Origin of the sequence: Magnetospirillum sp. XM-1, from assembly GCF_001511835.1 — a bacterium.
In the GTDB taxonomy this organism is placed as follows: domain Bacteria; phylum Pseudomonadota; class Alphaproteobacteria; order Rhodospirillales; family Magnetospirillaceae; genus Phaeospirillum.
Genome location: NZ_LN997848.1, coordinates 2,735,172 through 2,748,452 on the forward strand (window position 1 = coordinate 2,735,172; position 13,281 = coordinate 2,748,452).

Here is a 13,281-nt window from a genome sequence, read left to right on the forward strand (position 1 = left end):
TCGGATATGATCGAGGTCGAGAATATTTCCAAGCGCTTCGGCAGCTTTGCCGCGCTGGACCAGGTGTCGCTCAAGGTGGCGCAGGGCAAGCTGGTGGCGCTGCTGGGGCCGTCGGGTTCGGGCAAGACCACGCTTTTGCGCATTCTGGCCGGGCTGGAGCAGCCCGACGACGGGCGCATCCGCTTGGGCGGAGTGGACGCCACCGGGCTGGGAACCCGCGACCGCAAGGTGGGCTTCGTCTTCCAGCATTACGCCCTGTTCCGTCACATGACGGTGGCCGAGAACATCGCCTTCGGCCTGAAGGTCAGGAAGGGCGCCGACCGCCCCCCCGTGGCCGCCATCAACGAGAAGGTCCATACCCTGCTGGAGCTGGTGCAGCTGGAAGGCCTGGCCGGGCGCTATCCCAGCCAGCTGTCGGGCGGCCAGCGCCAGCGCGTCGCCCTGGCCCGCGCCCTGGCGGTGGAGCCGCGCCTCTTGCTGCTGGACGAGCCGTTCGGCGCGCTGGACGCCCAGGTGCGCAAGGATTTGCGCCGCTGGCTGCGCCATCTGCACGACGAGATGGGCCTGACCGGCGTGTTCGTCACCCACGACCAGGAGGAAGCCCTGGAAGTGGCCGACGAGGTGGTGGTGATGAACAAGGGCCGCATCGAACAGATCGGCACTCCGGCCGAGATTTACGACTCTCCGGCCACCCCCTTCGTCTATCGCTTCCTGGGCAACGTCAACGCGCTGCCCTGTCGGGTGGCGGGCGGCCAGGCCCAGGTGGGCGGCCTGCATGTGGGCGAGGGGCGGGCCGACGGCCCCGGCACCGCCTTCATCCGTCCCCATGACGTTGAAGTCCTGGAGCTGTCTCCCGATATCCCCCAGGCCAAGGTGCGCCAGGTGGTGGTGCTGGGCCCGGTGGTGCGCGCCGAACTGGAACTGGCCGACGGAATCATCGTCGAGGCCGAGCTGTCGCGCGACGTGAAGGACAAGCTTGGTCTGCGGCGCGGGCAGGATGTTTCGGTCTTTTTGCGCAAGGCGCGGGTATTCGTCGGTGAAAACGTGTAGAATGGTCTGAATTCAACCTGCCGAGTTGGGGGTTATCATGCGGACATTATCGTTTTGGGTCGTTCCGGCTGTGATTATCGCTTCCCCTCTCGCGGCTTGGGCGGCCGAGCCCGCTCCCGCCCCCCTGGCGGCGGCGGTCTGCGCCAATTGCCATGGGACCGAGGGGCGCAACGAGGGGGCCATTCCGGCCATCGCCGGCAAGCCCGCCTTCCTGATCGCCGGCAAGCTGCGCGACTTCAAGGCCGACAAGGTGGCCAACGCCACCGTCATGCCGCGTCTGGTCAAGGGCCTCACCGAGGCCGAGATCGACACGGTCGCCCAGTATTTCGCCAATCTGCGCTGAGAAGGGGGGCTTCGCCATGACCAATGCCTTCGACCGCCGTTCCTTCCTGACCCTGGCCGGCGCTGCCGGCCTGTCCTCGCTCACTTCCGCCTGCGCCACCGGCCCGTCCGGAACCGGCCCCCGCGTGGTGGTGGTGGGCGGCGGCTTCGGCGGGGCCACCGCCGCCAAGTACCTGCGCCGCCAGGACCCCTCCCTGCGGGTGACCCTGGTGGAGCGCTCCACCCGGTTCATCACCTGCCCGTTCAGCAATTCGGTGATCGGCGGCTTCCGCTCGCTGGAGGCCAACACCTTCGGCTATGACGGCCTGCGCGGCCACGGGGTGGAGGTGATCCACGCCGAGGTGACCAATATCGACGCGGCGGCCAAGCTGGTGGTGCTGCAGGGCGGCGAAAAGCTCGCCTACGACAAGCTGGTTCTGTCGCCCGGCATCGACTTCAAATGGGGCGAGCAAGGCTATTCCGAGGCCGATGCCGAACTGGCGCCCCACGCCTGGAAGGCCGGGCCGCAGACCCTGCTGCTGCGCCGCCAGCTGGAAGCCATGGAGGACGGCGGTGTGGTGGTGATGACCATTCCCGCCAATCCCTACCGCTGCCCGCCCGGCCCCTACGAGCGCGCCAGCCTGATCGCCCATTACCTCAAGACCAGGAAGCCCCGGTCCAAGCTGCTGCTGCTGGACGCCAAGGATTCCTTCTCCAAGCAGCCGCTGTTCGTCGAGGGCTGGGATCAGCTCTACAAGGGGCTGCTGGAATGGGTGCCGCTGTCCAAGGACGGCAAGGTGGTGCAGGTGGACGCCAAGACCCTGACGGTGGAGACCGAGTTCGGCACCCGCCACAAGGCCAGCGTGCTGAACCACATTCCGCAGCAGAGCGCCGGACGGATCAGTATCGCCGCCGGGCTGGCCGATTCCTCGGGCTGGGTGCCGGTGGTGCCGCAGACCTTCCAGTCGGCCAAGGCCCCCGACATCTACGTGGTGGGCGACGCCACCAACGCCGCGCCCCAGCCGAAATCGGGCTTCTCGGCCAATTCCCAGGCCAAGGTGGCCGCCGCCGCCATCGTGGCGGCGCTGCGGGGCCAGCCGGCCCCCGATCCCATCTGGATGAACACCTGCTACTCGCTGCTGTCGCCCGATTACGGCATCACCGTGGCCGGCGTCTACCGGGTCATCAACGGCAAGATCGCCGACGTTCCCGGTTCGGGCGGCATCAGCCCCAAGGGTGCGTCTGCCATGTTCCGGGGACTGGAAGCCTCTTATGCCGAGAGCTGGTACGCCAACATCACCCAGGACATCTGGGGATGAGGCGGGGGGCTCCGCCTACTTGTAGAGCCCGATATAGGTGATGAGGTCCTTGCCGGGAACGGCTTTGACGTAGGTGATCTTCGGCTCGATCCGGTTGCTGGCCGGATTGAGCCACTGGTACTCGACCCAGCCTTCGCCCTTGTCGCGGGCCACGGAGATGATCTCCTGGACCAGCAGCTTGCCGCCGCTGTCCTTGGCGTTGAGCACCGACTTGCCCTCGTTCCTGGGGTTGGGCGGATAGATCAGCCAGGTGCCGTTGCCGTCGATGACGTTGACGTAGATCTCGCCGAAGCGGAACTCGCCTTCGCGGTGGAAGGCTTCGCGCGCCTTTTCCACGCCGTTGGCGGCCAACAGCGCCGCGGCCTTCAGGGTGAGAGCCTGGACCTGTTCCTGGGTGGGGCGCTCGGCCGCGGTGGCCGTGGTGGCGGCCAGGGCGGCGGCGAGGCCGACGAGAACCAGACGACGGCCGATCATTCGAACCCCAATTCGCTCAAGGTGGCGTTCAGGCGGTCGCGGGACATGGGCTTGAGCAGCACGGTGTCGAAGCCGCCGTCGAGGAATTCCTGCACCTCCTCGGGCATGGCGTGGGCGGTATAGGCGGCGATCTTGACCATTGGCCCGCCCAGGCTTTCGGCGCGGACGCGCCGGCAGACCTCCTGGCCGCTCATGGTCGGCATGCTGACGTCCAGGAGGATCAGCGACACGGTGTTGGCGGCGAGGAAACTGAGCGCCGCCTCGCCGCAATCCACGTCGGAAACCGTCCAGCCGGCCTTGGTCAGCAGGCGGGACGCCAGGATACGGTTGACGTCGTTGTCATCGACCACCAGGGCGTTCTTCATGAGGGGCTCTCGGGCTGTGGGCAAGGCAGGGTGAAGTGGAAGACGGTTCCCTGGCCGAGCGTGGATTCGACACCGATGGTGCCGCCCATCAGTTCGACCAGATGGCGGGCCAGGGTAAGTCCCAGGCCGGTTCCACTATGGGAGCGGGTCAGGAAGGAATCAACCTGACGGAACTTCTCGAAAATGGCGTGCAGCATGTCTTCGGGAATGCCGGCCCCGGTATCGGCCACCCGGAACACCACATGGCCGGGCGTCCGTTCGACGCTCAAGGACACCTCGCCTTTCTCCGTGAACTTGACGGCGTTGGACAGCAGGTTGTGGAGGATCTGGCGCAGCCGCAGCGGATCGGCCTGGATGGTTTCCGGGCAATCGTCGCCGATTCGGTTGACCAGGCCGATTCCCTTGGCCTGGGCCGCCGATTGGTGGACGGCGGCGGCTTCCGTCACCAGGGCGGCCAGCTTCACCGGCTGAACCGCCAGGGTCATGGCGCCGGCCTCGATCTTGGCGATGTCGAGGATGGAATTGACCAGTTCCAGCAGGTGGCGGCTGCTCTTTTCGATGATGTCGGCGTTCTCGCGCGTTTCGTCGTCGGCGGCCTCGTCGCGGATCAGCTCGGAGAAGCCGATGATGCCGTTCAGGGGGGTGCGCAGCTCGTGGCTCATGTTGGCGAGGAACTCGCTCTTCATGCGGCTGGCCTCCTCGGCCCGCTTGCGGGCTTCCTCGAGGCGGAGGAACGATTCGCCGACGCGATCGGCCATCTGGTTGAACGACAGCGCCAGGCTGGCCATCTCGTCGTCGCCTTGGACCGGCAGGCGGTATTCGGTCTCCTGCTCGCTGAAGCGATGGATGCCGCCCACCACCGCCGTGATGCGCCGGGTCAGGAACGAGGCCATCCACACCGCGATGCCGATCACCACGGCGATCATCACCAGGGTGGACAGCGACAGCTGGCGCGCCAGGCTTTCCACCTGGGCGGCGATCAGCGCCATGACGTTGTCGTACTGGGCCTGCAGGTCGCGGTTGCGCAGCGCCAGGATCTGGTCGGTGTTCTCCTTCTCCTTGGTGGCGGCGGCGTGGAAGTCGTCGACGTTGGCGCCGATGGTGACGAAGCCGAAGCCGCGCGGAGACTGTCCGTAGGGGCCGGTGTAGTAGGGGATGGTGGCGGCCGTGGTCAGCTTCCACAACCCGCTCCAGAAGATGTCGAACGAGCCCGAGCCGCCCTGGCTGGTGAGGTCCATCCAGCCGGTGCATTGCGGCGCGTGGTTGAGATAGCGGCAGTCGAGGCCCAGCAGCCCCTGCTTGACCAGTTCGGGAGAGCCCTTCTTCTTCAGGGATTGCTCGAGGAAGGTGGGGGCGGTCTTCAGGAACTCGCCGATGGGCTTGCCGCTTTCCTTCCACTGGGCGTAAAGCCCGGCATCAAGCCACGGCACCGCCGGCTCGCCGGTCTCGGGGTCGTAGCCGGTGATGAAGTAGTGGCGGGGATGCACCACCGAGCGGCCCTTGTAGTCCCAGATGAAGGCGTAATTGCCCGACGCCGCGTCGGCGATGGGCGAATAGCGGTCAGGCGTCGGCAGGATGTGGTCGGTGAATTCCATCAGGTGGTCGTGATCGAGCGCCAGCGTCACCCAGCCGGTGGTCTGTCCCTGGCGGACCACCGGAGTGGCCCAGCGCACCAGACCGCGAAAGCGGGTGCCGACCGGGTTCTCGGTGCCGGCGAAGGCCGCCTTTTCCGGCGCGAACTCGATTCCCTTGGCCGCCGCCGCCTTTGGCGTGAACGGGCCGATGATGGGCGAGCGCACATAGGCGCCGATCACGTCCGAGACGTGGATCTTGTCGGGGCCCAGCGCCTTCAGGCTGTCGAAATAGGTTTCGGCCTTGATGAAGGTGTTTTCGCGCCTGGAAACGTCGCGCAGCTCGCGGCTGGTCAGGTCCGAGGTGGTGACCTTGACCTTCTCGCGGCCGTCCAGGCCGATGAAGGTCATTTCCAGGAACAGGGGGCGCTCGACCTTCAGGCCGCCCTCGGTGGCGGGGCGGTAGTTGAAGTTGCGGCGGTTGTCCTCGATGGACGACTGGACGGGCGGGGCGTCGTAATGGGGCACCGCCTCGGGGCCGGGCACCCATTTGGAGCCGTCGGGGGTGGGGACCCAGGGGTAGTGGCGCTCGATCAGGCGGGTGCGGCCGCGCAGGAAGCGGCGGTAGCTGTCCTCGCTGGGCTCGATCATCGCCGCCGAACGGATGTCGCCGTCCCGGTCGTAAAGGAAGTCGGCCACCTGGCGGGCGGTGTCGGTGGTCAGCCGCTCCAGGCTTTCCCTGGCGGCGTCGTCCAGCGCCTTGATCGCCGAATTGGTGGTGCCGGCCACCACATGCTCGGTGGTCTCGCGCATGGCCCGCGTCATGCCGGTGACGTTTTCCGAGACCCGCTCGGCCAGCCAGGCCTGGCCGCGCCAGGCGAAAGCCGCCAGCACCAGCAGGGGGATGACCTTGATCAGGACGAAGATCAGGATGAGCTTGGCGCGGATACCGAAGCGGGCGATCTGGGGCATTGTAGTCCGGCTGTTCCTGCGGAATGTCGGAAGGAGCCCCAATCCCCTCCCAAGGGAAACGGACTATAGGTCTTTCGTATGGCGTTTTCCAGTCCATTGATCATCTCGGCGGCTCCTTGAAATTCGTGGTTGCCCGAAAATACCGCTTCATTAGGATGTGCCGCGTGGATGAGCGCTTTATCTTTATCCGGGCAGGGTGGCATGAACCGGCGGGTGGGTGAAATCGTGGGACAGGTTCTGGCGCGTCTTCGCCCCAAGGCGAAGTCGCTGATCATTACCGTCTATGGCGACGCCATCTCGCACCACGGCGGCAGCGCCTGGCTGGGCAGCGTGATCAATCTGGTCGAGCCGCTGGGCCTGAACGAGCGCATCGTGCGGACCTCGGTGTTCCGCCTGTCCAAGGAGGCGTGGCTGTCCTCCATGCAGATCGGGCGGCGCAGCTATTACCGCCTGACCGAGATGGGCCGCCGCCGCTTCGAAGCCGCCCACAACCGCATCTATCACTACAACGGCAAGCCCTGGGACGGTAACTGGACCCTGGCGGTCACCAATATCGAGGGCATGGATTCCGAGCGTCGCGATTCGCTGCGCCGCGACCTGGGCTGGCTGGGCTTCGGCCAGCTGGCCAGCGGCGTGCTGGTCCATCCCGACCCCGACAAGAGTGCGGTGCGCCAGGCCCTGGCCGAGGCGGGCGTGCAGGACCGCGCCGTGATGATGAGCGCCAGCGCCGAGGATTGGGTGACGCCCGAGGCGTTGCGCGACCTGATCCATACCTGCTGGGACCTGGACCGTCTGGCCGCCGATTACAACGAGTTCCTCGACACCTTCCGGCCCCTGTGGCAGGCCCTGTCGGGCAACGGCGAGCTGAACCCCGAACTGTGCTTCGTGGTCCGCACCCTGCTGATGCACGGCTATCGCCGCGCCCTGCTGCGCGACCCCATGCTGCCCGACGAATTGCTGCCCGCCCATTGGCCGGGGACTTCGGCCCGGGTGCTGTGCCGCAACCTCTACCGCCTGGTCCAGGCGGCGGCCGAGACCCATGTCATGAGCATGCTGGAAACCGCCGAGGGCCCGGTGCCCGAGGCTCATCCCGCCTATTACACCCGCTTCGGCGGGCTGCAATCGGCCGACTGATCCTTTTTCCCCTTCACTGACCGTCCTGCGCCCCGGCCATCGTGCCGGGGCGTATCGCTTTTGCTCGGCCAATTGGCGCGCCGGACGGCATAGGTCGCCTATGTCTTGATATGCAAAGTTACGCAAAAAAATTGACTCATGCGTAAAAAATGCATTACGACGTTAAAAAACGCAGTTCGCCGGCCGCGATGGCCGAGGGGGCGCAACCGGGGAGCAACGCCGCCGAAAGCGGCGCCGGATCAGGAGAAATGTCATGTCCGTCGAGACCAAATCCGTCCCAACCTATTGCTACAATTGCGTCGCTGGTCCCGACCTGATGTGTGTCACGGTCGAGGATGGGGTGGCGGTGGCGGTGGAGCCCAACCACGCCGGCAAAGGGATACACCCGGCCGACGGACGCCCCTGCGTCAAGGCCTATGGGCTGGTGCAGAAGACCTACAATCCCCACCGGGTGCTTACCCCCATGAAGCGGACCAATCCGCTGAAGGGCCGCGACCAGGACCCCGGCTTCGTCCCCATCACCTGGGACGAGGCGCTGGACCTGGTGGCCGGCAAGCTGCGGTCCTTGCGCGAGCAGGGATTGCTGAACGAACAGGGCATGCCGCGTCTGGCCGCCACCTTCGGCCATGGCGGCACCCCGGCCAATTACATGGGAACGCTTCCCTGCTTCCTGGCCGCCTGGGGCCCCATCGATTTCAGCTTCGGCTCGGGCCAGGGCGTCAAGTGCGTCCATTCCGAGCATCTCTACGGCGAGTACTGGCATCGCGCCTTCACCGTGGCGGCCGACACGCCCAACGCCAATTACATCGTGTCCTTCGGCACCAACGTGGAAGTGTCGGGCGGCCCCTGCGCCGTGCGCCGCCACGCCGACGCCCGCATCCGCGGCATCAAACGTGTGCAGATCGAGCCGCACCTGTCGCCCACCGGCGCCTGTTCGGCCGAATGGGTGCCCATCCGCCCCAAGACCGACCCCGCCTTCATGTTCGCCATGCTGCACGTCATGCTGCACGAGGCGGGCCGGGACAAGCTGGACCTCGCCTATTTGCGCGACCGCACGGCGTCGCCCTATCTGGTGGACGACGAGGGCTGGTACCTGCGCGACGAGGCCACCGGCAAGCCGCTGATGTGGGACACCGTCACCAATGGCCCGGTGCCCCACGACCATCCGGGCGCCGTGCCGGCCATCGAGGGCGAGTTCATCGTGTCGTCGGCCGTGGCCAAGCTGCCCGACGGCGAGATGGCGCGGCGCGAGAACGCGCGGGCCCGCACCGGCTTCGGCCTGCTGGTCGACGGCATGCGGGGCTATACCCCGGAATGGGCGGAAAAGGTCTGCGACGTGCCCGCCGCCACGGTGCGCCGGGTGGCCAACGAGTTCCTGGACAACGCCTGCGTCGGCCAGACCGTCGAGGTGGGCGGCAAGATCCTGCCCTACCGCCCGGTGGCGGTGACCCTGGGCAAGACGGTCAACAACGGCTGGGGCGCCTATGAGTGCTGCTGGGCGCGCACCGTGCTGGCCACCCTGGTCGGCGCGCTGGAGGTGCCGGGCGGCACGCTGGGCACCACGGTGCGCCTGAACCGCCCCTACGAGAACCGCCTGAAGAGCGTCAAGCCCGGCGAGGACGGCTTCATGGTCGCCCAGATGAACTCGACCAAGAAGGGCGGCTGGGCGGAAAAGCCCAAGGGCCGCAACGCCCACACCACCCTGGTGCCCATCGTCGGCGATTCCAGCTGGGCCCAGGCGCTGGGCCCCACCCATCTGGCGTGGATGTTCCTCAAAGACACGCCGCAAGGGATCGAGCCGCCGTTGCCGCCCGACGTGTGGATCGCGTACCGCACCAATCCGGCCATCTCGTTCTGGGACACCGCCCAGATGTCGGGGAACATGGCCAAGATGCCGTTCATCGTGTGCTTCGCCTACACCATGGACGAGACCAACCACATGGCCGACGTCCTGCTGCCCGAGGCCACCGACCTGGAAAGCACCCAGCTGATCCGGGCCGGCGGCTCCAAGTTCGTCGAGCAGCACTGGGCGCATCAGGGCTTCGTGCTGCGCCAGAAGGCGGTGGAGCCCCAGGGCCAGGCCCGCGACTTCACCTGGATCACCACCGAGCTGTCGCGCCGCGTCGGCCTGCTGAAGGAATACAACGTCGCCATCAACAAGGGCTTCGCCCTGGTGCCGCTGAAGGGCGAGGGCTACGACTTCACCCTGCCCGACGACCAGGTCCACGAGGTGGACACCATCTGGGACCGGGTGTGCAAGGCGGCCACCGCCGGCGCCACCAAGGGCGCGGAAGTGCACGGCCTGGACTGGATGAAGGAGAACGGCTTCTTCATGCAGCCCTTCGCCCGCGAGGACTGGTACCTGCACGCCACCATGGAGGAGCAGAATCTCCGCTACGAGCTGCCCTACCAGGAGCGCCTGACCCGGGTCGGCGTCGAACTGGGCCGCCGCCTGCACGAGGCGGGCATCTTCTGGTGGGACGACCAGCTGGAAGAGTACCAGGGCATTCCCCACTGGCACGACGTGCCCGGCCGCTGGGTGAAGGCGGTGGAGCAGACCGGGGCCAAGGCCGAGGACTTCCCCTTCTGGGGCATCACCACCAAATCCATGCCCTACACCACCGGCAACAACGCGGGCATTCCGCTGATGAACGAGGTGGCAGGCAATCTGCGCGGCCACGGCTCGGTGATCATCAACGCGTCGTCGGCCAAGGCGCTGGGCATCAAGGACGGCGACTGGGTGGAGGTCAGCTCCATCGTCGGCCGCACAAGGGGGCGCGCCGCCCTGGTCCAGGGCTGCCGTCCCGACACCCTGGTCATTCCCGGCCAGTTCCAGCACTGGAAGACCCCCTACGCCAAGGATCTCAACTTCCCGTCGCTCAACGCCATCACCCAGATGTCGCTGGAACTGACCGACGCCACCGGCTCGGGCGCCGATCTGGTGCGCGTCGCGGTGCGCCGCGTCGACGGCCCCCTGGCGGAAGGAGACGCCCCATGACCCGCTACGTCATGGTCGCCGACCTTCGGCGCTGCGTCGGCTGCCAGACCTGCACGGCGTCGTGCAAGGAGACCAACGCCACGCCGCCCGGCGTGCAATGGCGCAAGGTGCTGGACATCGAGGCGGGGCAGTACCCCGACGTGCGGCGCATCTTCCTGCCCACCGGCTGCCAGCATTGCGACGAGCCGCCCTGCATGGAGGTCTGTCCCTCCACCGCCACCCGCAAGCGGGCCGACGGCATCGTCACCATCGACTACGACATCTGCATCGGCTGTTCCTACTGCGCCGTCTCGTGTCCCTACGAGGCCCGCTACAAGGTGGATGAGGCCCAATACGCCTATGGCAATGGTCCGATGGGGCAGGAAAAGGCCCGTCTCGCCCAGCAGAAGATCGGCGTCGTCACCAAATGTACCTTCTGCGTCGACCGCATCGACGCGGGCATCAAGGCGGGCAAGGTGCCGGGCGTTCACCCCGAGGCCACTCCCGCCTGCGTCAACGCCTGCCTGTCGGGCGCGCTGCGCTTCGGCGACAAGGACGATCCCGACAGCGCGGTGTCGAAGCTGATCAATGAGAACAAGTGGTTCCGCCAGCACGAGGACGAGGGCACGGGACCGGGATTCTATTACCTGTGGGACGGAGCACGGCCATGAGACAGATGATCACCGCCCGGCTGCAGAAGAGCTGGGACCTGCGCGCCGCCGGCAACTTCATCGGCGGCGGGGCGGGGACGGGGCTGGTGCTGGCCGCCATCGCCTTCGACGGCGGCAGGCTGCCGCTGGCCGCCGGCCTGGTCCTGGTGGGCCTCGGCCTCGCCATGGTCTGGCTGGAAATCGGCAAGCCCTGGCGGGCGCTCAACGTCTTCTTCCATCCCCAGACCTCGTGGATGACCAGGGAAGGCATCGTCGCCGGGCCGCTGATGGCGGCAGGCGCAGCCTTCTGGCTGTTCGGCCATGCCGCCCTGGCGGTGCCGCTGGCCGTGCTCGCCGCCGGTTTCCTGTATTGCCAGTCGCGCATCCTGAAAGCGTCGCGCGGCATTCCCGCCTGGAAGCAGGCGGAGATCGTGCCGCTGATCATCGCGTCGGGCCTGGCGGAAGGGGCGGGGCTGCTGGCCCTGCTGGCCGAGCCCACTCCGGCGGTTCTGGCCTGGGCCCTGGCCGCCGGGCTGCTGCGTGAAGCGGCCTGGGCCTTCTACCTGCGGGGATTGGCCGCCTCGGGCAATGCCGGGCGGGCGCTCGGCATCTTCGCCTCGCCGCCGGCGCGGGCGGCGCGTCTCGCCCAGGTGGCGGCGCTGGCCCTGTGGGCGCTGGCCCTGGCCGGTCTGCCCGTCGCCCCCCTGGCCGGTCTGCTGGCGGCGCTCTCGGGCTGGGCTCTCAAGGCGCTGCTGATCACCCGGGCGGCGTTCACCCGGGGTGCCTCGGTGCCCCATGCCCCGGTGCGCGGGCGCGGCCTGCCCATGGCGCTGGGGGGGCGGATATGAGCAAGCGCGTGGACGGGACCTCCCCCGTGGCGGCGGTGCGCCTGGACCGCTACGTGGTGGACGAGGAGCTGTGCTCGGTGATCACCGAGGACACGCTCACCATCAGCGTCGAGGGCGTGGGCACCTACACCCTGATGTGGACACCCACCGGCGGCGGCGCTTGCGCCATGGCCTATACCCCCGCCGACGGCATCCTGGGCGAGGCGGGGGTGGCCGAGCCCCTGGCCATGGCGGTGGGCTTCCTGTTCACCGAAGGCATCATCGAGACCGTCGCCGATCTGCGCGCCGTGGCCTTCTGCCCCGACGATTCCAAGGTGGTGACCGCCTATCTGGCCGATACGGCCCGCCCCCAGGCCCGGCGCCGCGACGTGGTGATGAACAGCTCGTGCGGCGTCTGCGGCGAGGGCGGGCGGATCGAGGAGGTGATTTCCGGCCTGCCCCAGGCCGCCGACGGTCTGGTGGTCGACGCCGCCACCCTGCATCGCCTGATGGCCGAGATGGGCACCGGCCAGACGGTGTTCGCCGCCACCGGCGGCGCCCATGCGGCGGCGGTGTTCGACGCCTCGGGGCGCATTGTCGCCATCGCCGAGGATCTGGGCCGCCACAACGCGCTGGACAAGGTCATCGGCCGCTGCCTGCTGGACGGCGTCGATACGTCGTCCTGCGGCGTGCTGCTGTCGTCGCGCCTCAGCCTCGAGATGGTCACCAAGGCGGCGCGCGCCCGCTTCCAACTGGTGGCGGCGGTGTCGGCGCCCACCTCGCTGGCGGTGGAGGTGGCCGAGCGGCGCAACATCACGCTGTGCGGATTCCTGCGCGGCGACCGCTGCACCGTCTACAGCCACCGCCGCCGGATCGGGGAGCTGGGCTCCTGGGTCAACTGATACCGCCGCTCCCTTGGGGAGCGGCGGCAAGGGCAAGGCCCGTCGCGCCTTATGGCGCGGAAAGCCAAGCGAAGCGCCCGGCGTTTGAGGGCAATGAGGCGAGCCAATGAATTGGCTCGCCGGAATGGAAACATATTGTTTGCTAGGTAAACAATCTTGTTGCCAAAGTCGTTGACCTGGTCAACAATGCCCGGAAATGGAATGAGGGTATTGTTATGCCGGGCAGCCAGGCCAAGATCGCCGACACCGAGGACGGAGCCGGAACCTCGTTCGGTCCCATGACCGACGAGCTGGGGTTCCATCTGCGCCGCGCCCAGGTGGCGGCCTTCAAGCATTTCGCCCAGACCGTCACGGCTGCCGAGGGCATCACGCCCGGCCTTTACGGCATGCTGCAGGTGATCGCCAGCAATTCCGGCCTGACCCAGAGCGCCCTGGCCGAGGTGATGGAGGTCGACCGCTCCTCCATCGTCAAGGTGGTCAACGCGCTGGAGGACAAGGGGCTGATCCGCCGCGACGCGGCGCCCAACGACCGCCGTTCCTATCATCTGCGCATGACGGACGAGGGCAAGCTGGCCCTGGCCCGCATCCAGGCTGCGGTGGCCCGCCAGGACCATGATTTTTCCGCCGGTCTGTCCGACGACGCCCGGCGCCTTTTGATCTCTTTGCTCAAGCGTCTCTACTAACACCAAAAAGACCCAAAGCTTCCGAGGGAGGAAGAC

The 13,281-nt window shown here is 67.4% G+C and carries 12 protein-coding genes; 9 read left to right on the forward strand and 3 right to left on the reverse strand.

Annotated features, from left to right (window positions below; all coding sequences use genetic code 11):
* Window positions 1–6 precede the first annotated feature (6 nt).
* The 3 genes from XM1_RS12635 to XM1_RS12645 all read left to right on the forward strand — a co-directional run bounded on the left by XM1_RS12635 (window position 7) and on the right by XM1_RS12645 (window position 2,690).
* Window positions 7–1,050, forward strand: a complete 1,044-nt coding sequence (locus XM1_RS12635) for a sulfate/molybdate ABC transporter ATP-binding protein (protein WP_068433922.1) — start codon at window positions 7–9, stop codon at window positions 1,048–1,050.
* A 70-nt stretch (window positions 1,051–1,120) separates the two neighbouring features.
* Window positions 1,121–1,393: a c-type cytochrome gene (locus XM1_RS12640; protein ID WP_082700499.1), complete on the forward strand. Its 273-nt coding sequence runs from the start codon at window positions 1,121–1,123 to the stop codon at window positions 1,391–1,393.
* 16 nt (window positions 1,394–1,409) lie between these two features.
* The gene (locus XM1_RS12645) at window positions 1,410–2,690 is read left to right on the forward strand and encodes an NAD(P)/FAD-dependent oxidoreductase (RefSeq protein WP_068433925.1); all 1,281 of its coding nucleotides are present in this window, start codon (window positions 1,410–1,412) and stop codon (window positions 2,688–2,690) included.
* A gap of 15 nt (window positions 2,691–2,705) precedes the next feature.
* On the opposite strand, the gene XM1_RS12650 is transcribed toward XM1_RS12645, so the two are convergent.
* From XM1_RS12650 to XM1_RS12660, 3 genes are read right to left on the reverse strand one after another with little or no spacing between them, the layout of a single operon-like run.
* A complete protein-coding gene (locus XM1_RS12650) occupies window positions 2,706–3,164 on the reverse strand; it encodes a cache domain-containing protein (RefSeq protein WP_068433927.1) in 459 nt (152 codons plus the stop codon).
* Window positions 3,161–3,529, reverse strand: a complete 369-nt coding sequence (locus XM1_RS12655; RefSeq protein WP_068433928.1) for a response regulator — start codon at window positions 3,527–3,529, stop codon at window positions 3,161–3,163. Before XM1_RS12655 ends, XM1_RS12650 begins: the two co-directional genes overlap by 4 nt.
* Window positions 3,526–6,072 (reverse strand): HAMP domain-containing sensor histidine kinase, encoded by a 2,547-nt coding sequence (locus tag XM1_RS12660; protein WP_068433930.1) that lies wholly within the window; start codon window positions 6,070–6,072, stop codon window positions 3,526–3,528. The genes XM1_RS12655 and XM1_RS12660 overlap by 4 nt, the downstream gene beginning before the upstream one ends.
* A 201-nt stretch (window positions 6,073–6,273) precedes the next feature.
* Here XM1_RS12660 and paaX point away from each other — a divergent pair, with 201 nt between their 5' ends.
* The 6 genes from paaX to XM1_RS12690 all read left to right on the forward strand — a co-directional run bounded on the left by paaX (window position 6,274) and on the right by XM1_RS12690 (window position 13,245).
* Window positions 6,274–7,206, forward strand: a complete 933-nt coding sequence (paaX, locus tag XM1_RS12665; RefSeq protein ID WP_068433932.1) for a phenylacetic acid degradation operon negative regulatory protein PaaX — start codon at window positions 6,274–6,276, stop codon at window positions 7,204–7,206.
* Between the two features lie 253 nt (window positions 7,207–7,459).
* A complete protein-coding gene (locus tag XM1_RS12670) occupies window positions 7,460–10,204 on the forward strand; it encodes a molybdopterin-dependent oxidoreductase (protein ID WP_068433934.1) in 2,745 nt (914 codons plus the stop codon).
* Complete coding sequence (locus XM1_RS12675; RefSeq protein WP_068433936.1) at window positions 10,201–10,854, forward strand: 4Fe-4S dicluster domain-containing protein; 654 nt, start codon at window positions 10,201–10,203, stop codon at window positions 10,852–10,854. Before XM1_RS12670 ends, XM1_RS12675 begins: the two co-directional genes overlap by 4 nt.
* Window positions 10,851–11,681, forward strand: coding sequence for a hypothetical protein (locus tag XM1_RS12680; RefSeq protein WP_068433938.1), 831 nt, complete (start codon window positions 10,851–10,853; stop codon window positions 11,679–11,681). The genes XM1_RS12675 and XM1_RS12680 overlap by 4 nt, the downstream gene beginning before the upstream one ends.
* Entirely contained in the window at window positions 11,678–12,562 is an 885-nt protein-coding gene (gene fdhD, locus XM1_RS12685; protein WP_068433940.1) for a formate dehydrogenase accessory sulfurtransferase FdhD, read from the forward strand. The genes XM1_RS12680 and fdhD overlap by 4 nt, the downstream gene beginning before the upstream one ends.
* Before the next feature lie 215 nt (window positions 12,563–12,777).
* Window positions 12,778–13,245 (forward strand): MarR family winged helix-turn-helix transcriptional regulator, encoded by a 468-nt coding sequence (locus tag XM1_RS12690; protein ID WP_068433943.1) that lies wholly within the window; start codon window positions 12,778–12,780, stop codon window positions 13,243–13,245.
* Window positions 13,246–13,281: the final 36 nt, after the last annotated feature.